The 20,482-nt window shown below is 72.4% G+C and carries 17 protein-coding genes and 2 pseudogenes; 5 read left to right on the top strand and 14 right to left on the bottom strand.

Going from position 1 to position 20,482, the window contains the following annotated elements:
• Positions 1 to 43: 43 nt before the first annotated feature.
• The 4 genes and pseudogenes from P8A20_RS30810 to P8A20_RS30795 all read right to left on the bottom strand — a co-directional run.
• Complete coding sequence (locus tag P8A20_RS30810; RefSeq protein WP_306104661.1) at positions 44 to 1,006, bottom strand: phosphotransferase family protein; 963 nt, start codon at positions 1,004 to 1,006, stop codon at positions 44 to 46.
• A 209-nt stretch (positions 1,007 to 1,215) separates the two neighbouring features.
• On the bottom strand, positions 1,216 to 1,422 hold the full coding sequence (locus tag P8A20_RS30805; protein WP_306104660.1) for a hypothetical protein: 207 nt from the start codon (positions 1,420 to 1,422) through the stop codon (positions 1,216 to 1,218).
• A 480-nt stretch (positions 1,423 to 1,902) separates the two neighbouring features.
• Positions 1,903 to 2,367 (bottom strand): hypothetical protein, encoded by a 465-nt coding sequence (locus P8A20_RS30800; RefSeq protein WP_306105240.1) that lies wholly within the window; start codon positions 2,365 to 2,367, stop codon positions 1,903 to 1,905.
• Positions 2,368 to 2,658: 291 nt separating this feature from the next.
• Positions 2,659 to 2,902 (bottom strand): annotated as a pseudogene (locus P8A20_RS30795) (DUF8836 family protein); the annotation flags it as partial.
• Between the two features lie 226 nt (positions 2,903 to 3,128).
• Between P8A20_RS30795 and P8A20_RS30790 the strand changes: the two are divergent.
• The 3 genes from P8A20_RS30790 (at position 3,129) to P8A20_RS30780 (ending at position 6,641) form a co-directional block, all read left to right on the top strand.
• Positions 3,129 to 4,448, top strand: coding sequence for a serine/threonine-protein kinase (locus P8A20_RS30790; protein ID WP_306104659.1), 1,320 nt, complete (start codon positions 3,129 to 3,131; stop codon positions 4,446 to 4,448).
• Between the two features lie 91 nt (positions 4,449 to 4,539).
• Positions 4,540 to 5,913, top strand: a complete 1,374-nt coding sequence (locus P8A20_RS30785; protein WP_306104658.1) for a sensor histidine kinase — start codon at positions 4,540 to 4,542, stop codon at positions 5,911 to 5,913.
• Entirely contained in the window at positions 5,910 to 6,641 is a 732-nt protein-coding gene (locus tag P8A20_RS30780; RefSeq protein ID WP_147962293.1) for a response regulator, read from the top strand. The genes P8A20_RS30785 and P8A20_RS30780 overlap by 4 nt, the downstream gene beginning before the upstream one ends.
• 61 nt (positions 6,642 to 6,702) lie before the next feature.
• Here the strand turns inward: P8A20_RS30780 and P8A20_RS30775 are convergent, their stop codons facing one another.
• The 8 genes and pseudogenes from P8A20_RS30775 to P8A20_RS30740 all read right to left on the bottom strand — a co-directional run bounded on the left by P8A20_RS30775 (position 6,703) and on the right by P8A20_RS30740 (position 17,888).
• On the bottom strand, positions 6,703 to 7,527 hold the full coding sequence (locus P8A20_RS30775) for a TrmH family RNA methyltransferase (RefSeq protein WP_306104657.1): 825 nt from the start codon (positions 7,525 to 7,527) through the stop codon (positions 6,703 to 6,705).
• 74 nt (positions 7,528 to 7,601) lie between these two features.
• A complete protein-coding gene (gene cobA / locus P8A20_RS30770) occupies positions 7,602 to 8,876 on the bottom strand; it encodes a uroporphyrinogen-III C-methyltransferase (protein WP_147962292.1) in 1,275 nt (424 codons plus the stop codon).
• A gap of 361 nt (positions 8,877 to 9,237) precedes the next feature.
• A pseudogene (cobT, locus tag P8A20_RS30765) lies at positions 9,238 to 12,757 on the bottom strand (nicotinate-nucleotide--dimethylbenzimidazole phosphoribosyltransferase).
• Positions 12,758 to 13,089: 332 nt separating this feature from the next.
• On the bottom strand, positions 13,090 to 14,313 hold the full coding sequence (gene cbiE, locus P8A20_RS30760; RefSeq protein WP_306104656.1) for a precorrin-6y C5,15-methyltransferase (decarboxylating) subunit CbiE: 1,224 nt from the start codon (positions 14,311 to 14,313) through the stop codon (positions 13,090 to 13,092).
• 121 nt (positions 14,314 to 14,434) lie between these two features.
• A complete protein-coding gene (locus tag P8A20_RS30755) occupies positions 14,435 to 15,073 on the bottom strand; it encodes a GNAT family N-acetyltransferase (protein ID WP_147962289.1) in 639 nt (212 codons plus the stop codon).
• Positions 15,074 to 15,215: 142 nt separating this feature from the next.
• Complete coding sequence (locus P8A20_RS30750) at positions 15,216 to 16,082, bottom strand: MetQ/NlpA family ABC transporter substrate-binding protein (RefSeq protein ID WP_147962288.1); 867 nt, start codon at positions 16,080 to 16,082, stop codon at positions 15,216 to 15,218.
• Between the two features lie 73 nt (positions 16,083 to 16,155).
• On the bottom strand, positions 16,156 to 16,824 hold the full coding sequence (locus P8A20_RS30745) for a methionine ABC transporter permease (protein WP_306104655.1): 669 nt from the start codon (positions 16,822 to 16,824) through the stop codon (positions 16,156 to 16,158).
• A complete protein-coding gene (locus tag P8A20_RS30740; protein WP_147962286.1) occupies positions 16,821 to 17,888 on the bottom strand; it encodes a methionine ABC transporter ATP-binding protein in 1,068 nt (355 codons plus the stop codon). The genes P8A20_RS30745 and P8A20_RS30740 overlap by 4 nt, the downstream gene beginning before the upstream one ends.
• Before the next feature lie 577 nt (positions 17,889 to 18,465).
• Here P8A20_RS30740 and P8A20_RS30735 point away from each other — a divergent pair.
• Complete coding sequence (locus P8A20_RS30735) at positions 18,466 to 18,825, top strand: hypothetical protein (protein WP_147962285.1); 360 nt, start codon at positions 18,466 to 18,468, stop codon at positions 18,823 to 18,825.
• 2 nt (positions 18,826 to 18,827) lie between these two features.
• Positions 18,828 to 19,307 carry a hypothetical protein gene (locus tag P8A20_RS30730; protein ID WP_147962284.1) on the top strand — a complete coding sequence of 160 codons (480 nt, stop codon included), beginning with the start codon at positions 18,828 to 18,830 and terminating at the stop codon, positions 19,305 to 19,307.
• A 29-nt stretch (positions 19,308 to 19,336) separates the two neighbouring features.
• On the opposite strand, the gene P8A20_RS30725 is transcribed toward P8A20_RS30730, so the two are convergent.
• Complete coding sequence (locus tag P8A20_RS30725; protein ID WP_147962283.1) at positions 19,337 to 19,840, bottom strand: GNAT family N-acetyltransferase; 504 nt, start codon at positions 19,838 to 19,840, stop codon at positions 19,337 to 19,339.
• A 37-nt stretch (positions 19,841 to 19,877) separates the two neighbouring features.
• Entirely contained in the window at positions 19,878 to 20,477 is a 600-nt protein-coding gene (locus tag P8A20_RS30720) for a sigma-70 family RNA polymerase sigma factor (RefSeq protein ID WP_261988905.1), read from the bottom strand.
• Between the last annotated feature and the right edge of the window lie 5 nt (positions 20,478 to 20,482).

Below are 20,482 nucleotides of genomic sequence, written 5' to 3'. Positions count from 1 at the left end.
TGTCGGCGTCGCCGGATGCATGCCCGGCGGCGGTCGCTTCACCCTACGACGCGTATTCGGACGCCAACTCGGGCGGGAGGGAGGCAATGCGGACACATGCATCGATCATCAACTGTTCCACCTCATCCGGACTGCGCTCCTCCGCCGCGGACTTGGCCAGGGCGAGCGCGGCCGTCTGCACCGTGAGCGCCCGCGCCACGACGTCGAGCTCGGGCCACGGGTCCCCGTCGGCGCGCACGGCCGGGCCGCCGGCCGCCCGGTAGGCGTCGAGGAAGCGCAGCCAGATGCCGGGCGGCAGCAGCCCTGCCGCGTACCAGGCGGCGGGCCGTGCCAGGTCCCAGGCGGGATCGCCGAGGCCCGCGTCGTCCATGTCGATCAGCAGCCAGGGGCCCTCGGGTGCGGGATGCCGGACGAGCTGGCCGAGGTGCAGATCGCCGTGGCAGAGGTGGCCGTCGCGGTCAGCGGGTACCGGGTTCTCGGCGCGGGCCCAGCCCGGCAGCCCCCGCCAGGCGGCCAGCACCGCTGCCGAGGCCGGCCCCCCGGGGGCGGCCCGGCACATCCGCGAAACGGCCCGGGCGGCCTTGACCGGCCCGCGCATCGGCGGGAGCGCACGGGGCGGCGGGGTGCGGTGCAGGCGGGCCAGAAGGACGGCGGCCTCCTCCCAGGGGGCGGCGTCGGGGTCCGAGGGGTCGACGGGCCGTCCGTACGGCCAGAGGCTCACGGTGCGGCCCCCGGTGCCGGCGGGCGGCACGTCCGGGGTGGGGAGCGGCGGCAGCAGGATTCCCGCGAGCGGGGGCGAGGCGGCCAGGGACAGCCGGGCCATGAGGGCGGGGGTGTCGGAGTCGGCGGCGTGCGCCTTGGCGACGACCGGACCGCTGCGGACCACTGTGCCGTCGGGCCGGTCGGCGAGCACCTGGGGCGGGGCGCAGCCGCACGCGGTGGTTCCGGGGTGCGCGGTGCCGTGCGCGAGGTCGCCCAGGGCGCGTACGACAGGAGTGGTGGTCATCGGCTCTGCTCCCGCGGGTGATCGGCCGGCCGCGCGGCAGGCCCGGCGGCGATCGTACGCGGCCGCGGTGAAAAGGGGCCGGACAGCGCGATGTCCGGCCAGCTCCCCAGCTGGCCGGACAAACGCTGCCGTCCGCCGCACCCCCGTCCCCACGGGGCTGTTGGCCGGATGCCCCGGTCCGGACCGCTCTTCCGGACCCGGGGCGCCGCTCAGCGCCCCAGCATCACGCCCACGGACGACGCCTGTGTGACCACTGCGTCCCAGCCGCCGAACACGACGACCAGCAGGGCCGCCAGAGGAAGCACCATGGCTGTCGCCACCAGCGGGTGGCGCGTGCCGGACGGGCGTGCGCCGAACGAGGCGTACGCCTTGCGCCCTTGCGCGCGGATGATGGTCCGCGCGGCAGTGTCCGCCATGGTTCCTCTCCTGACCTGTTCCGGAGCGGCGGGCGTCTGGCCTCGGGGGACGAGTTCCACGCCCGCCGCTTGAGTCCAAGATTATGGAGACGGGGGCCACTCGGCGTCATGCCCGCGTACCGAATCGCTGGCCTCCCGGAGGATGAGCCGACCGCCTCCGGTGTACTCCCCAGGGTGGAGAAGTGGTGGCGGTTACGGCACCCAGCACCTAGGGGTGGACGTAGATCTCCCTGGTAACCGGGGTAATCGGTGACCGGTACGGGAGACGGCGGAGGACCCGCCGCCGGCCTTGGCCGGCGAGGCGCCGAAGCATCGGCAGGGGCTGCGGGCGGTCCACGGACGTGGGAGTGGCCCGAGGCTGGAGACGCGCGTCGGCCGGTAGTCGCGCAGCTGGTCGGTCAGGCGCTCCCGGTGGCCGTGCCGCCGGCGCGGTGGGCTCCGGCCGCGTTCGGTCACGGCCGGAGCGGAGTCGGTGCCTGATCAGGACTGGGGGCAGAGTGTCTTGCGCAGACCGATGTTGATGTGACGTCCGTCGTCATCGGTCAGTGTGACGCCGTCGTAGGAGAACCGCTGCGCGGCACTGTGGTCGGGGTCGCTCCCGCCGCCGTCGAGGGACGAGCACTGGTTTCGGGCCGCGTCGACGGCCTTGTCCTCGTCGTGGGTGAGATTGCCGTTGACGTCACGGATGGCAGCGAGGACGGCGTCACGCTCGGCACCGGTGGGCTCGGGCGGGATGCCCGCGCTTTCGGCGGAGCCGCTGTCGTCCGAGGCGCTGTCGTCCGAGGCGCTGTCGTCCGAGGCGCTGTCGTCCGAGGCGCTCGACGGCTCGGCCACCGTGCTTCTGGTGGCGTCGGCCTCGGTCTCGCCGCCCTCGTCGCTGCTGCATCCGACGAGGGTGACGGCGAGTACGGCGACGATGGCCGCGGTGGTGGTGCGTAGGCGCATGGTTCCCCCCTGGTACGACACGATTGGGAACATGGTGCGGCACGTGGGGTGAGGGGCCTGCGGCGATGATGAAGTTGTGACGTGATGCGGACATGCTCCAAGCGTCCGCCTCACGTGGCCGTCGCCGGCGGGAAGCCGGCTGCGATGGATAAGGCCCGCGCCGTCCACCGCGATCGGGTCCGGAATGTCCGGGCGATCGCCTCGGTCACCTCGACGGCGATCCCGCCGCCGACCCGCCCGCCCGCCCGCCCGCCGAACGGGATCGGCCTCCGCGTCGAGGCCACCCGTCGAAGGACGCTCGGAGGCGTCCTCCCAGGGGCCGGCTGTTCGACCGGGGCGAGCATCCTGGTCACCATGAAGCGGGCGGTACGGACAACTGATCCAATGGGGTACCACCCATGCCTTCGAGGCCATGCGGGAGGGTGACTTCACTCACTTCCACCACACCCCGGCGGACCGCTTTCCCCGCTCGGCGGCCTGCCCTGGAGCCCACCACTCCGTACGTCCTGGTCGTGTCACCCGCGTCCACGACCATTTCCGCACGATCGCCCTACATTGATCCAATCCCCTTTCTGCGACGGTTCTTTGAGATCTCGCACGGGCCGCGAAACGTGGATCACCGGTTTCCTGACCACTCCTCATTCCTCCCCCCGGGCACTGACAATCGATGCGGCGACGAGGGCGCGGCCTCTGAGCGCGCCGCGCCACGGGTACGTAAGCTGTGCCTCGTCAGGCGGACCGGCAGCGGGGATGGGCAGACGATGGCGATGATGCGGCTCCGGCGCGAGGATCCGCGTGTCGTCGGATCGTTCAGGCTGCACCGGCGGCTCGGCGCGGGTGGCATGGGCGTCGTCTACCTGGGTTCCGACCGCAGGGGCCAGCGGGTGGCGCTCAAGGTGATCCGGCCGGATCTGGCGGAGGATCAGGAGTTCCGCTCCCGCTTCGCACGCGAGGTGTCGGCAGCCCGGAGGATCCGCGGCGGCTGTACGGCCCGCCTGGTGGCCGCCGATCTGGAGGCGGACCGCCCGTGGTTCGCGACGCAGTACGTGCCCGGCCCCTCGCTCCACGACAAGGTCGCCGAGGAGGGCCCGCTCCCGGCCGCCGAGGTGGCCTCGATCGGGGCCGCCCTGTCGGAGGGGCTGGTGGCGGTGCACGAGGCCGGTGTCGTCCACCGTGATCTGAAGCCGTCGAACATCCTCCTCTCCCCCAAGGGCCCCCGGATCATCGACTTCGGTATCGCCTGGGCGACCGGGGCCAGCACCCTCACCCATGTCGGGACAGCCGTCGGCTCACCCGGCTTCCTGGCGCCCGAGCAGGTGCGGGGCGCGGCCGTGACACCCGCGACGGACGTCTTCTCGCTGGGTGCCACGCTGGCCTACGCGGCCATGGCCGACTCGCCCTTCGGACACGGCAGTTCCGAGGTGATGCTCTACCGCGTGGTCCACGAGGAACCGCACCTGTTCGATGTGCACGACGCGCTCGCCCCACTCGTACGGGCATGTCTGGCGAAGGATCCGGAGGAGCGGCCGAGCACGCTGCAGCTCTCCATGCGGCTGAAGGAGATCGCCGCGCGTGAGGCGCAGGGGCTGCAGGAGCGCCTGCCGCCCGCGCAGCGGAGCGAGCAGGAGCTGGACCGGCCGACCGGCCGGCTGGAAGGCCCGTACACCGAACAGTCGACGCGGCGTACGGCCGGGGGCTCCTCCCGGCCGTCGAGGGCACCGGGGCGGCGCTCACCGTCGTCCCGCCCGGCTGCTCCTCGCACCGGCGGCTCGCAGTCGCGGGCGCCGCGCGGCGGGTCGCGTTCCGGTCAGCTGCCTCAGGGGCAGAAGGGAACGAACGGCAGGCAGGCCTCCCGGCCCGGCGTCCGGACGACATCGGCGGGGAAGGCCGGTAAGCGGCGGCCGGCCAATCCCCGGCTGTTGCGCCAGCGGCTCGTCGTCTTCGTCGTGGTGACGCTGCTGGTCGCGCTGGGAATCGCGGCCGCGCAGGGCTGCCAGGGGCCCGCCCGTGGGCTGGGCGGCACACCGTCGGACACGTACCACGGGGCTGCCGTCCACCCGGTGGAGGCGTACGCCCCCTAGCCGGGGCCGTTCACGCGCCACCTCGCAGGCACGCCCCCTTCCCCGGCCTCGTCGTGCTGGTGGACCGTCATCCTTGCGATGTAGGCGCCCGATGCAGGACAGGCCCCGCGGGACGCCCCCTGAGGAGGACTCCAGGGGCACGGGCGGCGGCGACAATGAACCGGTGACGAACGTGCGTACGGCGCTGGAGCGGCTCCGGGCTCCCGCTCGCGAGGCGGTCCGCGACGCCGGGTCCCCGACCGGCCCGCCGCTGCGACTCAGCCGCCGCGCCCGGCAGTTCGACGTGCTGGTGGCTCTGGTGATCGGCGTCAGCACCGTCTACTACGGCATCGACAATGTGGACAATGTCGTGCTGCGTGAGATCGCGCCCGGTGTGGAGGTCGCCGTCCCGCGCCCGTCCGGCACCGGCGGTCTGGCCCTGATGGTGACCCTGGCTGCGGTCGCCTCGGGCGCCCTGGCACTGCGGCGCCGCCACCCGCTCGCCGTGCTCTGTGTCGTGACCGCCGCGACGCTGGCGACGCCCGAGAGCGTCCTCCGGCTCACGTTCTACGCGTTCGTCATAGCCGTCTACAGTGCCGCCGTGTACAGCCCGTACCGGGTGGCGACCCTGGCCGCGCTTCCGGTGTCGGTCGTTCTGGTCGGCACCTCGGGGAACTCGGTGACACCGGTCGTCCCGAACGAGTACATCGCCCTGCTGATCCTGGTCCCGATGGCCGTGGCCGCGGTCGGGCTGCGCACCTGGAAGCTCCGGACCGACGAGGGCCGCACCCGGCTCATCGCCCTGGAACGCGAGCAGGCCGAGGCACTGCGAGGGGCCGTCGAGCACGAACGGGCAAGGATCGCCCGCGAGTTGCACGACGTCGTCACGCACCACGTCAGCGTGATGATCATCCAGGCGGGTGCCGCCCGCAAGATCATGGAGAGCTCACCCGGGCAGGCGGGCGAGGCGCTGCTCGCCGTCGAGGCGGGCGGGCGCGCCGCCATGACCGAACTGCGGCACGTCATGGGCCTGCTCACCATGAACGGTGAGGGTGAGCGGGCGGACGGGACCGAGGCCGGGACGGAGGCGGAGTTGTCCCCACAGCCCGGCCTCGACCAGCTGGGCACGCTCGTCGGACGGGTACGGGACGCCGGACAGCCCGTAACCCTGACGGCGACCGGCCGGCCCCGCGCCGTCCCGTCCGGCGTCGGGCTCGCCGCCTACCGCGTGGTCCAGGAAGCCCTGACGAACACCGTGACGCACGCGTCCGGCGCCACCGCCCGCGTGACGGTCGGGTACGCACCGGAGCAGCTCCGGGTGGAGGTCACCGACACGGGTGGAGGCGCGGGCACGGGCGCCGGGAACGGCCGTGGCCTGATCGGCCTGCGTGAGCGTCTCACCGTCTACGGGGGGACCCTGAGCGCCGGCCGGTGTCCGGCCGGCGGCTACCGTGTGGAAGCGCTGATCCCTCTGGAGGCACCGTGACCGAGCAGCCGCTGCGCGTGCTCCTGGCCGATGACCAGACCTTGGTCCGTACCGGGTTCCGGATGATCCTGGGTGCCGACGGCATCGATGTCGTCGGCGAGGCGGGCAACGGGGCCGAAGCGGTCGAGGCGGCACGGCGCGTACGTCCCGACGTGGTCCTGATGGACATCCGGATGCCGGAGATGGACGGTCTGGAGGCCACCCGCCGTATTCTCTCCGGTCCACGGCCTCCGGACTGCGCCGGAGCGGGCGGGACGCAGCTACCCGGCGAGCCCCGGGTCATCATCCTGACCACCTTCGACCTCGACCGGTACGTCTACGCGGCCCTGTCCGCCGGAGCCAGCGGCTTCCTCCTGAAGGACGTCACCCCCGAGCACCTGGCCTCGGCCGTCCGCACGGTCCGTACGGGCGACGCCCTCCTCGCGCCCGCGATCACCCGCCGCCTGGTGCAACGGTTCGCCCGGCACGGCAGCGACACCGCTGCCCTCCACCGCGACCTGGCCTCGCTCACGCCACGCGAGCTGGAGGTGCTCGGCCTGCTGGCCCGTGGACTGAGCAACGCCGAACTCGCCGCCCGTCTCCATCTGGCCGAGACCACCGTCAAGACCCACGTCGCCCGCATCCTCGCCAAACTCGGACTCCGCGACCGTGTCCAGGCCGTCATCGTGGCCTACGAGACGGGGTTGGTCGGCGTCGGCGGACACCAGGACGCCCCGGAGTCCGTCTGACACACATGGACCGCCGGCGTGGCTCACCGGCGGCGTGACCTCGGGCGGCGGGGCCCGTACGTCAGGCGGAGTCGGCCCGGGTCGCGTAGAAGGCGACTGCGGAGGCGGCGGCGACGTTGAGCGAGTCGACTCCGGCGTCCATCGGGATCCGCACGTGGGCGTCGGCCGCGGCCAGTGCCTGCGGGGTGAGGCCGTCGCCCTCGGTACCGAAGACGAGCGCCAGCTTCTCGTGCCGCCGTGCGACGAGTTCGTCCAGCGTGATCGACCGGTCGCTCAGACACAGCGCGGCGGTGGTGAAGCCGGCCTCCCGCAGCAGGGCGAGGTCCTCCGGCCAGGACGTCAGGCGCGTCCACGGGACGTGGAAGACGGAGCCCATGGAGACCTTCACCGCCCGCCGGTAGAGCGGGTCGGCGCAGCGCGGGGTGAGCAGGACGGCGTCGACCCCGAGTGCGGCCGCGTTGCGGAAGGCCGCTCCGAGGTTGGCGTGGTCGACGATGTCCTCGAACACCGCCACCCGCCGTACGTTCCCCGTCTCCGGGGACAGCAGCGCTCCGACGTCGGGGAGCGGCTTGCGCTGCATGGAGGCGAGTGCCCCACGGTGCACGTGATAGCCGGTGACGCGCTCGGCGAGGGCCGGTGTGACCGCGTAGACCGGTGCGGTGGCCTCCTCGATCACATCGCGCATGACGTCGGTCCACTTGGCGGAGAGCAGCATGGACCGCATCTCGTACCCGGCGTTCGCGGCACGCCGGATCACCTTCTCGCCCTCGGCGATGAAGAGGCCTTCGGCGGGCTCCCGGCGCCGCCGGAGCTCGACGTCGGTCAGGCCGGTGTAGTCGCCCAGGCGGGGATCGTCCGGGTCGTCGACGGTGATGAGTTCAGCCACGGGGTGCTACTGCCTTGTCGGGTGGGGACGGCGTACGACGTCGGGGGTGCGGGGTACGGCGGCGGGGTGGCGGGTCAGCCTTCGAGCGGCCCGGCTTCGAGCGGCCCGGCCGGTTCCGGGCCGACGCCCACGCCGACGACGTCGCCGATGACGATGACGGCAGGGGGCCGCACCTCTTCCGCGACGACCCGCTCACCGACGTCGGCGAGCGTCGCGTCGACCCTGCGCTGGGCGGCGGTGGTGCCCTCCTGGACCAGGGCCACCGGCGTCTCGGGAGACTTGCCGTGGGCGATGAGTGCCCGGGAGATGGCGCCGATCTTGTCGACGGCCATCAGCAGGACCAGGGTGCCGCGCAGTTGCGCGAGGGCCTTCCAGTCGACCAGTGAGCGCGGGTCCTCGGGTGCCACGTGGCCGCTGACCACGGTGAACTCGTGCGCGACGCCCCGGTGGGTGACCGGGATCCCGGCCGCTCCCGGGACGGAGATCGAGCTGGAGATCCCGGGGACGACGGTGCAGGCGATGCCCTCGGCGGCCAGGGCCTGCGCCTCCTCCATGCCCCGGCCGAAGACGAACGGGTCTCCGCCCTTGAGACGGACCACGGATCTGCCGGCCTTGGCGTGGTCGATCAGCGCCTGGTTGATCGCCTCCTGCGCCATGTAGCGCCCGTACGGGATCTTCGCCGCGTCGATCACCTCGACGTGCGGCGGGAGTTCGTCGAGCAGGTCGCGGGGGCCGAGCCGGTCGGCGATGACGACGTCGGCCTCGGCCAGGAGACGGCGACCGCGGACCGTGATCAGGTCGGGGTCGCCGGGGCCGCCGCCCACCAGGGCGACGCCGGGGGCACGGGTGCGGTGGTGCGGGGCGGCGAGGGTGCCGTCGCGCAGCCCTTCCACGATCGCGTCGCGGACCGCTGCGGAGTGCCGGGGGTCGCGGCCCTGGGAGGTGGTGGTGAGGACGGCGACCGTGATGCCCTCGCTGCGGCCGGTGGCGGGGGTCCAGGCGGTCGCGGCCTCGGCGTCGTCGCTGCGGACGCACCAGGTGCGGGTGCGCTCAGCCTCGGCGGACGCTGCGTCGTTGGCAGCCGCGTCGGACGACGCGACGAGGGCGTACCAGGTGTCCGTGAGGTCACCGTCCTGGTACCTGCGGCGCTCCCACCGGATCTCACCGGTGTCGGCCATAGCCTCGACGGACGCGGTCGCGGACGGGGACACCAGGGTGATGTCGGCCCCGGCCGCGATGAGGGCGGGCAGTCGGCGCTGCGCGACCTGGCCGCCGCCGACGACGACGACGCGGCGCCCGTTCAGGCGCAGTCCGACGGGGTAAGCAGGGTGATCGTCGTACTCGGCCATGGTCGTGCGGGCTCCTCGTGCAGGGTGCGGTGTGCTGCGGGCCGCTGCGGCGGTGGAGCGGCGGGTGACGCGGGCTGGGTGAGGCGGTGACGCGTGGGACCACGATACGGGGTGGTGGGCACGGTGGCCGGGGGCGGTGCGGCGGGCTCGTGGCCCGCCTCGGCGCCCCCTCGCACGGGTCTCTCCCGGCCTCCGGACGTGGAGCGGGCCGGTGGCCGTCCGTCCGACACCGGTGGGCACGGTGCCCGCCGGGGCCGGCGGAGATTCCCCGGGCCGGACCGTCCTTGTCCGGCCCGGACGCGTGCGAGGGCCGGAACGGTGCCCGGACGGGCCGGTCGGGCACGTCCGGGCACGGTGTCGGCTACTTCTCCGTGACACCCGCGGAGTCGAAGGTGGCCACGTCGTGCATCGCGCGAGCCGCGCTCTGCACGATGGGCAGCGCGAGGAGCGCGCCCGTGCCCTCGCCGAGGCGGAGGTCCAGGTCGACGAGCGGGCGCAGACCCAGCTTGTTCAGGGCGGCGACATGACCGGGCTCCGCGCTGCGGTGGCCCGCGATGCACGCGGCGAGCGCCTCGGGGGCGATCGCCCGGGCGACCAGCGCGGCCGCACCGGCGCTCACGCCGTCCAGGATCACCGGCGTACGGAGTGAGGCGCCGCCCAGCAGGAAGCCCGCCATGGCGGCGTGCTCCAGGCCGCCGACCGCGGCCAGCACCCCGATCGGGTCGGTCGGGTCGGGCTGGTGCAGCTCCAGGGCGCGACGGACGACATCGACCTTGCGGGCGTGCATCTCGTCGTTGATCCCGGTACCGCGGCCGGTGACCTCTGCCGGGTCCATACCGGTGTACACACAGATCAGCGCTGCGGACGCGGTGGTGTTGGCGATGCCCATCTCACCCGTGAGCAGGCCCTTGTTGCCCGCCGCCACCAGGTCGCGTGCGGTCTCGATGCCCACCTCGATCGCCGCGAGCACCTCCTCGCGGGTGAGCGCGGGGCCGGTGGTGAAGTCGGCCGTTCCGGGGCGGACCTTCCTGGGCAGCAGGCCGGGCGTCGCGGGGAGTTCGGCGGCGACACCGACGTCGACGACGCAGACCTCGGCGCCGACCTGGGCGGCGAAGGCGTTGCAGACGGCGCCGCCTCCGAGGAAGTTGGCGACCATCTGGCCGGTGACCTCCTGCGGCCACGCCGTGACGCCCTGGGCGTGGACCCCGTGGTCACCGGCGAAGATCGCCACGGCGGCGGGCTCCGGCACGGGCGGCGGGCAGAGCCGCGAGAGCCCGGACAGCTGGGCGGAGATGATCTCCAGCATGCCCAGCGCCCCGGCGGGCTTCGTCATCCGCTTCTGACGTTCCCACGCCTCGCCGAGCGCCTTCGCGTCCAGGGGGCGGATGCCGGCGATGGTCTCCTGGAGGAGGTTGTGCGGCTCCTCGCCGGGCAGGGCACGCCGGCCGTACGTCTCCTCGTGGACGACCCAGGACAGCGGGCGGCGCTTGGACCAGCCCGCCTGCGCCAGTTCGGGTTCCTCGGGGAATTCGTCGACGTATCCGACGCAGAGGTAGGCGACGACTTCGAGGTGCTCGGGCAGTCCGAGCGCGCGGACCATCTCCCGCTCGTCGAAGAAGCTGACCCAGCCGACGCCGAGGCCCTCCGCGCGGGCGGCGAGCCACAGGTTCTCGACGGCGAGCGCCGAGGAGTACGGGGCCATCTGCGGCTGGGTGTGCCAGGCCGAGGGTGTGCCGGCCGCCGCGGGTGGGGTCGGCGGTGACGACGATGTTCACCGGTGTGTCGAGGATGGCCTCGATCTTCAGTTCCTTGAACTGCTTGGCCCGGGCCTTGGGCAGCGACTTGGCGTACGCCTCGCGCTGGCGCTGCGCCAGTTCGTGCATGGAGCGTCGCGTCTCGGCGGAGCGGATGACGACGAAGTCCCAGGGCTGCGAGTGTCCGACGCTCGGTGCGGTGTGGGCCGCCTCCAGGACGCGGAGGAGCACCTCGTGCGGGATGGGGTCGCTGCGGAAGCCGTTGCGGATGTCGCGCCGTTCCCGCATCACCCGCAGGACGGCTTCACGCTCGGCGTCGTCGTAACCGGGGGCGGGAGGGGACGCGGGAACTGCTTCGGCTTCGAACTCGGGCTCGAACTCGGGCTCCGGCTCCGGCTCCGGCTCGGCTTCGGACGGTGCGCCGGCAGCCTGGGACTCCTCCGTGGCCGCCGCGAGCGGTGCCTCCTCGGGCGCTTCCTCCGCGGGGCCCTGGGCCTCGGCCGGAAGGGGCTCCGGAACCGTCGAGTCCGCGGCCGGGCCCTCGGGGGACGGAGCCTCCGCGGCCTGGGCCTCGGGAGCCGGGATCCCGGTGGGCGGTGCCTCGACCGCGGAGGTCTCGGCCTCCGGGGCGGGGGTTTCCGGAATCACGGCCTCCGGAGCCTCTGCCTCGAAGCTCTCGGCCTCCGGGGTCTCGATGATCTCGGGTCCGCTGTCGGGCTCCGGCTCGCCGAGGGTCTGAGGTCCGGCCGGCGGCACGGCGACGGGCTCGTGCACCGGCGCGGTCTCCGCCACGAGCTCGTGGACCGGCGCGGTCTCCGCGACGGGCTCGGGCGCGGCCTCGGGCTGGATCTCGGGCTGCTGGACGCCGGCCGGTTCCGCGGCCTCGGTGACCTCGGGTGCGGCCGGTACGGGCTCCGCCACGGCGGGCACGGGCTGCTGGGCGAGGTCGGCTGCCTGCTCGGGCTCGACCGCGGGGGCGACCGCCTCAGCCACGGGAGCAGGCTCGACGTGAGCGGCCTCGGCCACGGGGGCCTCTTCGGGCACAGCATGTCCTTCGGCCCCGGGCGCCTCGACCGGGACCTGGGCAGGCACGTCCACCGGCGCCACGACCGGGACCTCGGCGGGCACGTCCACCGGCGCGGCCACGACCGGGACCTCAAGGACAGCCTCCGCCGCGGGCTCGGCAAGGGGCTCCGGAGTCACGACGGCAACCGGCTGTGGAGCGACCGTTTCTGCGGACGCGACGGGCTCGGCCGGTGCGACAGGCTCGGCGGGTGCGACAGGCTCGGCGGGTGCGACAGGTTCGGCGGGTGCGACAGGTTCGGCAGGCTCGGCGGGCGCGGCCTGCTCGGCGGGCGCCACCTGTTCCTCAGGCACGACGGGCGCCTCGGCGGCCTCCGCCACGGAGGGCTCCGCCACGGGCTCGGCGGTCGTCGCAGCCTCCGTCACCACGGGCGTCTCGGCAACCACGGCCGCCTCGGGCACGGCGGCCGGTTCGGGGGCTGCCGCCACAGGGGCCGCCGCCTCGGGCACGGGGGCCGGCTCCGGGGCCGCGACCGGCTCGGGCGGGCCCCAGGCCGGTGCGCCCTGCGGCGGGATCTCGCCCAGCTGCGGACCCGGCAGCGCGGCACCGTCGTCGGCCTGGGCGTCGAAGTACTCGGGACCGGCCGTCGGCGGTCCGGCGTGCCGTACGGGCATCGGGTTCTGCGGGCCGGCCGGTCCGCGGTCCGCGAGCGAGCGGACCACCCCACCGGTCTGCGGCCCCGCGTAGGAGGGCGCCCCGGTGGACGCGGGCCCCCGGTGCAGCGGGCGCCGGGCGGGCGCCGCGGCGACCGGGACCTGTACGGGCTGGTGCGCCGGGATCCGTACGCCGTTGACGTCACTCACGCCGGAACCGTGCGTGCCGTTCACGCCACGGCCCTGCACGGGGATCTGCTCCTGCGGGCCCGCCGGGGCGTCGCTCCACGCGCCCTGGGAGGCGGGCATCAGCAGGAGGTCGTCATCCTCGGCTGTGTGCTCGGAGGGTTCGAGGTAGGTGTAGGCGTCCGGGGCGGGGACGCCCGGCTGCTCCACCATGCCTGCGTTCTCCGGCAGTCCCTCGCCCGGGATCTGGCCGGTGTCAGTCATGCGTACCCCTCGCCCATCGTCAGTGCTCCTTCGCCCTTCGCCCGGGATGCCCGAACCACGGCACGCCGGTGCTCGTCAACAAGAACGAGCGGGCTCCCCGCGCGGCACGAAACGCGCGCGGAGGTGTACATTCTCGCGGCCGTTCACCGCCGCGACAGACAGTTCCGCCTCGGCGCGCTGTGGACTGCGCCACGTTGCGCGTCCCCCGGTTTCGCTGTACCACATCGCGGATCAAAACAGTCCACTTTTCCGGACATTGACGAACGAACCGTCGAACAGCCGGGCGCGGTACAACAATCGGTCAGCTTACCCCGCACTCCCCCGCGAACGCTTCAGGGGGCGAGGTCGGAACGCACTGCGGAGAGCAGGAAGACGACGGAGCGTTCGCGCTCCGCCCAGGCCGAGGTGTCCAGTTCCACGGACTGCAGCAGCGCACACTCGACCGTATATCCGTTCGAGGCGAGGGCCGCGTTCAGCGCTTCGGCCTCGTCACGGTTCGAGGCATGGGTGACGATACGTTCCGGCCGCCGGTCGGCGACCGCCGTGACCACGCGGACCCCGCCCCCGCCGATCCGTACGACATCGGGCTCCGGCAGGCGTTCCAGGACGTGCGGCGCCGTGCCCCTGACGACCTGGACGCCCACCTGGAAGGCACGGGCGGCGGCCGCCGTGCGCGCGCAGGCGTCGGGGTCGCTGTCCACGGCGAGCACGGCCGCACCGAAGCGGGCCGCCTCCACGGCCAGGGCGCCGCCGCCGCATCCGATGTCCCAGACCAGGTCGCCGGTGCGGGGCCCGAGGCGGGCCAGCTGGGCCGCGCGCAGGCCGGGGGACTCGCCTTCGCCGCACTCCGCCGTGCCGCCGTAGGCCGAGGCGGGCAGGGCCCAGCCCCGGACGCCCTCGGGGTTGACGGGGCGGCGGCCGGCGATCCAGGCACCGGTGGCAGCCGTCTCGGGGCCACCGCCGATCACGATGACGACGTTGGGGTCGCGCCAGGTGTGGTCCGCCGTCTTGTCGGACGTAAGGACGGTGACCCGCTCGCGTACGGTGCCGAGCTCCTCGCAGATCACGAAGGTGCGGTGGACGCCGTCGAGCAGCAGGGCGAGTTCGACGGGACCCGCACCGGGTGACGTCAGGACGGCCACCTTGTGGTGGGCGCGGATGACGTTGACCGCGCGGCGCAGGGTGCGCGGGTGCGCGACGACGATCTGCGCGTCGTCCCAGGGCATTCCGGCACGGGCGAAAGCGGTGGCGACGGACGAGACTGCGGGGACCACCTCGACCTCGAGCCCGTGTTCAGGCTTGCGCAGGGTACGTACGACGCCGAAGAATCCGGGGTCGCCGTCGGCCAGGACCACGGCGCTGCCGCGGTGGCCGGCGATCCTGCGGGCGGCCAGGTCGACACTGCCGAGGCGGATGCGTTCCGCGCGTTCCGGGACTTCGGCGAGCGCCAGGTGGTGGCCCGCGCCGGCGACGAGCGTGGCGGCCGAGAGCGCTGCGGTAGCGGCTCTGGTCAGTGGCGAGCCGTCCCAGCCGATCACCGTGACCCGGTCGGCCATCGTCGTCAGTCTCCAGGGGTGTGAGCAGGCGGGGGCTCCACGCGGGACGGGCGGAGCAAGGGTGAGCGTAGCCGGTCCGTACCAACGGCCGGCCAGGGGCTCCCGAAGCTGGGGAGTGAGGTCAGTTCCAGTCGTTGTACTGGCTGTAACCGCCCGCTTCGGCCAGCTGCTCGGCGACGCCCTCCAGGTCCTCGGGAAGCAGCCCCCACACGATGAGGTCGGTCCTGATGTCCGTCCATCCGCCGTCCTCGGTGGCGGTCCGGGCTATCCGTGCGTTGCGCAGGACACCCTCACTGATGCAGCCCAGTTTCTGGGCGACCTGCTGGGAGGCGGTGTTCCCCGCGGGGGTGCGCAGCTCGATCCGCTCGAATCCCTGGTCACGGAAGAGCCACTCGGCGAGGGCCAGCACGGACTCGGTGGCGTAGCCCTCGCCGCGGGCCCAGGGTGCGGTGATGTAGCGGACCTCGGTGGCCAGGGTGCGCCGGTCGGTGTTGAGGAGCCGCACCGAGCCGACGAGGCGCTGGGTGAGGAACTCGGTGACGGCGAAGACGATGCCGTTGCCCTGGCTCCGTTCCGCGGGCGCGATCCTGCGGACCCAGCGTTCGGCGTCGACCTGGGTGTAGGGGTGCGGTGCGTCGGTCCAGGCGGTGACCAGCTCGTCGTTCATCATCTCGATGTACGCGGGGACGTCCGCCATGTCGAAGGGGCGCAGCACCAACCTGTCCGTGCTGATGGAGATGGACGGGAAGGTGGTAGTCATGCGCAGCTCCATGCCGAAGACCGTGTAAAGCCACCAGCATGCAGCATCGGACGGTGGACGCGCATGGCCGGGTCCGCGCGGCGGAGCCCCGCACACCCTGGTGCGGGTGGGCGGGGCTCCTGGGGCAAGTGGCGCCTCGGCGTCAGGACTTGGCGGGCTCACCGAAGGCGGGGATGATCGAGCCCTTGTAGGTGTCCTCGATGAACTTCTTGACCTCGTCGGAGTTCAGGAGCTTCGCGAGCTTCTGGACGCGCGGGTCGTCCTCGTTGCCCTCCTTGACGGCCAGGAAGTTGGCGTAGGGGTTGCCGTCGGCCTTCTCCAGCGCGAGGGAGTCCTGGCCGGGCTTCAGGTCGGCCTCGATGGCGTAGTTGCCGTTGATGACGGCGGCGTCGACGTCGTCCAGGGCGCGGGGCACGGTCGCGGCCTCGATCTCCTTGAACTCCAGGCCCTTCTTGTCCGTGATGTCGCTGAGCTTGGCGTTGGTGCCGACGCCGTCCTTGACGGTGATCAGCCCGTTCTCGGCGAGCAGCTGGAGCGCACGGCCCTCGTTGGTGGTGTCGTTCGGGACGGCGATCGTCTGGCCGGCCTTGATGTCCTTGACGTCCTTGATCTTCTTGGAGTAGAGACCGAGGGGCTCGAGGTGGACGTCGACCACCGGGACGATGTGGGTCTTGTTCTTCTTGTTGAAGTCGTCCAGGTAGGGCTTGTGCTGGAAGAAGTTGGCGTCGACCTGGCCGTTCTCGGTGGCGGTGTTCGGCAGGACGTAGTCCGTGAACTCCTTGACCTCCAGCTTGAGGCCGGCCTTGTCCGCCAGGTTCTTCTTGACGAAGTTCAGGATGTCGGCGTGCGGCGTCGGGGACGCGGCGACGACGAGCGCCTTGGAGGTGTCCGCCTTGGCACCGGTCTCGCCCTTGGAGGCCGGGTCGGAGTCCGTACCGCAGGCGCTGAGCCCGAAGGCGAGGGCGGCGGTGGCGGCGGCAGCAGCGGTGATCTTGATGTTCTTGCGCACGAAGAGTGCCTCTTTCCGGTGGTGAGGGTGGTGCGCCCGGACAAGGAGTTCGGGCTTCATGGGGAGGGGAAGGTCAGGTGGTGCGGCCCCGGCGGGCCAGCAGGCGCACGGCCAGGTCACCGATCAGCTGGACCACGGTCACGATGACCACGAGCAGCACGACGGTGATGAGCATGAACTGGTTGTCGAAGCGCTGGAATCCGTAGGTGACGGCCTTGGAACCGAGCCCTTCGCCGCCGACCGCGCCGGCCATCGCGGAGTAGCCGATGAGCACGATGACAGTGGTGGTGATACCGGAGACGAGCGAGGGCAGGGCCTGCGGCAGCAGGACCTTGCGGACGATCGTGGGGACGGAACCGCCCATCGACTGGACGGCCTCGACGAGTCCGTGGTCGACCTCGCGCACCGCGGTCTCCACGAGCCGCGCGAAGAACGGGATGGCGCCGATGGCGAGCGGCACGATCATCGCGGACGGGCCGATGAAGGTGCCGACGACCCAGGTCGTGAAGGGGATCAGCGCGATCAGCAGGATGATGAAGGGCAGCGAGCGGCCGATGTTCACGACGACGCCGACGACCTTGTTCACCACGGTGTTCTGCAGCAGTCCGCCCTTGTCGGTGAGGACGAGCAGGATGCCGAGCGGGAGACCGCCGATGACGGTGACGAGTGTGGACCACAGCACCATGTAGAGGGTGTCGACGGTCCCCTGCGAGAGCAGTGGCTGCATTTCGGACCAGGTCACTTCGCCACCTCCTTGGTGATCGCGGCGGGGGTCTGGGAGGGGATCTCGGTGGCGGCGGGGGCGCCGTCCACGATCTCGGCCTGAAGGCCCTGCTCGCGCAGGAAGCCGATCGGCACGACGTTCTCCTCGAAGCTGCCGGGCAGCTCGATGCGCATGCGGCCGATCTGCTTGCCTCCCACGGTGTCCATCGCGGCACCGAGGATCGAGATGTCGATGTTGTACGTGCGGGAGAGCTGCGAGATCACCGGCCGGGCGGCGGTCTCGCCGTGGAAGGTGACGTCGACGACGGTGGATCCGGGTCCGGAGGCGGTGCCGCCGACCGGGAACAGCTCGTGCGCCAGCTCGGATCCGGGGGTGGCCAGCAGTGCGCCGACGGTGCCCGACTCGACGACCCGGCCGTTCTTCATCAGCGCGGCGGAGTCGCAGACGGTCTTGACGACGTCCATCTCGTGCGTGATGAGCAGGACGGTGAGGCCGAGCTCCTGGTTGAGGTCGCGCAGCAGATGCAGGATCGAGCGGGTGGTCTCGGGGTCCAGCGCGGAGGTCGCCTCGTCGGAGAGGAGCACCTTCGGATCGCCCGCGAGGGCGCGGGCGATGCCGACGCGCTGCTTCTGGCCTCCGGACAGCTGGCCGGGGTAGGACTTCGCCTTGTCGGCGAGGCCGACGAGGTCGAGGAGTTCGAGCGCCTTGCGGGTGCGTGCCTGTCCGGAGATGCCGAGGATCTCCAGCGGGAGCTCGACGTTGTCGCGGACGGTGCGCGAGTCCAGCAGGTTGAAGTGCTGGAAGACCATGCCGATGCGGCTGCGCGCCCGGCGGAGCTCCTTGCCTGCCCGGCGGCCGCGTCCCGCGAGGGCCGTGAGGTCCTGGCCGTCGACCGTCACGGTTCCCGAGGTGGGGCGTTCGAGGAGGTTGACGCAGCGGATGAGGGAGGACTTGCCGGCGCCGCTCTGTCCGATGACGCCGTAGACCTCGCCCTCGCGGACGTGCAGGTCGACGCCGTCGAGGGCGGTGACCTCTCGGCCGCGTGACTGGTAGACCTTCGTGAGGCCCGAAGTGGTGATCACAGGGTTTCCGTCACTGTCGAGTGCGCGGCGCGGTGTCCGCCGGGCACGGGGCATTCGTCTGGTGAGACTGTTCTCAGTGGTCGACCGGTGGGAGTCTCGGCACGGCCCGGCTCCGGCGGGTACGCAGGGCGCGGGGCATGCACGGGCCGGCTCGATCCGCTGGGTGCGGACGGCACGGGCTCGGTCTCGCTTCGGGGCGCGAGGCTCGGGCGGGGACCCTCAGAAGGCGCGCATTCGACACATACAACGAGCACCGGGCGTCAGGATCGCCTCGGTCGCAGGGCTGCGGTAGCTCGTCGTGGTCATGGCGCAAGTAAAACAGACGTAACGTTCCGGCGACCCGCGTCGTCCGCATAGCGGACAGCGCGGCCTCGCGTTCGCCCCGTGACGCGATCACCTCTCTCACCGCCCTGACCTGCACAGACGTGACCGTGCCCGCCGGTCGCACCGACTGCCGCACGATCATGCTGTGCCCGCCCTGTGGCAAAGACCACGCTTCATGGGACGCCGCCCGCGCCCGTCCCCGCGTCCCGGGCCCGCACGCGGCCGCTCCGCCCGTCCGTAATACCCTCGGTCCATGCTCGACGCCCTGACGGTCGCGGTCGCCGTGACCGCGCTCGCCCTCGCCGCCTGGTGCGGATTCGCCGCCTACCGGGACCAGCCCACGAAGGACTGGCACTTCATCGGCATGGCCGTGGTGTCCGTACTGGCTCTGGCGCAGCTGGTCGTGGGGGTCGTTCAGCTGGCCCGGGGCGAGCGGCCCGAACAGGGCATGACGATCTTCATCGCCTATCTCATCGGCGCCTTCGCGGCCGTGCCCGCGGCGGGATTCCTGTCGCTGACGGAACGGACCCGCTGGGGTTCGGTGACGGTGGCGGCCGGTGCGGTCGTCCTCGCCGTCCTCGAAGTGCGGCTCTACGACATCTGGGGAAACTGACCATGAGCGACACCGACCGCACAGGGACTCCCGCCCCGCGGCACGACACCCCGCAACGGCAGCAGCGGTTCGAGCTCGGGTCCGGCCCCGGCCGGGTACTGGTCTGGTTCTACGGTGTGTTCACCGTCGCCGCCGCGTCCCGCTCGATCGTCGAGATGATCCTGGACTTCGGCAAGGCGCCGCTCGCGTACATCCTCTCCGCCGTCGCCGCCGTCGTGTACGGCTTCATCACGTACTCGCTGGTGCGGGGCGGGGAGAAGGCGCGGAAGGCGGCGCTGATGTGCTGCGCCGCCGAGCTCGCGGGTGTGCTGATCGTCGGCACCTGGACGCGGCTGGAGCCGTCCGCCTTCCCCGACAGCACGGTCTGGTCGGAATTCGGCATGGGCTACCTGTTCATCCCGGTGATCCTGCCGGTCACCGGGATGATCTGGCTGCGTCGCGCGCGCGACGACCGGGATGATCCGGCCGCGCCGCGCGCGTGACGCCTGACTCCGGGCGTCGCCGGCGTGGTTCAGGCGCTGGTCGCGTACGCAGGCGCGTCGGCGTCCTTCTCCAGCAGGACCATGCGGACCCCGTCACCTCCGGTGGCGTTGCCCACCCGGGCGTAGCCGGCCTTCCGGTAGAGCCGCAGATTTCCCTCGCTGCGCTCACCCGTGTGCAGGCGGAAGCGGGTGGCCGAACGCCCGTCCGTCAGACCGGCCTCCGCGGCACGCAGCAGACGGGTGCCCAGGCCGTGGTTGCGGAGCCGGGGGTGGACGCAGAGCTTGCCGATCCGGCCGGTGCCGTCCGCGTCGGTGAAGCCGCGTACGGAGCCGACGACTTCGTCGCCGAGCCGGGCCACGAACACCAGGTCCGTGCCGACTTCCTCCCGCACGGAGTCGAGGGACTGGACGAGCGGGTCGATCCGGTAGTTGCCGTAGAGCTCCGCCTCGCTCTGGAAGCAGAGGTACTGGAGTCTGAATATCTGCTCGACGTCCTGTGCTGTCGCCGCCGAGATGGTCACGCTCATGCCCATGTGTGCATGCCTCCCGCTCACCTGGTCCGCCGGTTGTCTACCGCTCCATTCCCCGCAGTTCAGGAGCTACAACCTCCGCCGCGAGCATTCTGCGCAGACATCCAAGGCATCGGGAACGCATCGGTCCCAAACTGCCCTGTGACATACCCAACTCCCCTGCGATTTCGCGGTACGTGGGATCGTGGGCGGCCAGCATCGCGCCGAGCAGCCGCGGGCATCTTCCGGGGAGCCGTCCCACCGCGGTGCGTAAGGCACGGCGTTCGTCGGCTCCCACCGCGATCCTTTCGGGGCAGCCGGCCCAGTCGCCCGGGGCCTCACCCGCGGTGTAGGCCCGCTCGCGGCGCACCCTTCGGCGGGCCACACGCGCCTCCGCGCGGACGGCGGTGCGGACCCAGCGGACGGGGTCCGCGGGCACCTCGGGGCCGGACCGGCGCTCCAGCAGCCTGAGCCAGACCGCCTGTTCGAGGTCCGCGGCCTCGGCCCCGGCAGCCTGGGCCTCGGCCGCCGCCTCCGCCCGCACCAGGGCGTGCAGGGCGAGGACAGCCTCTCCCGCCCCCACGAACGGGGCGGCAACGGTATCGGGAGCGGGAGGAGCATCGGTATCGGGAGCAGGAGGAGCATGATCAAGAAGAGTCATGCCCC

This window comes from Streptomyces sp. Alt3 (genome assembly GCF_030719215.1).
GTDB lineage: Bacteria > Actinomycetota > Actinomycetes > Streptomycetales > Streptomycetaceae > Streptomyces > Streptomyces glycanivorans.
Note: the sequence above shows the minus strand (reverse complement) of the source record. Positions and strands in the feature narration are given on the sequence as shown.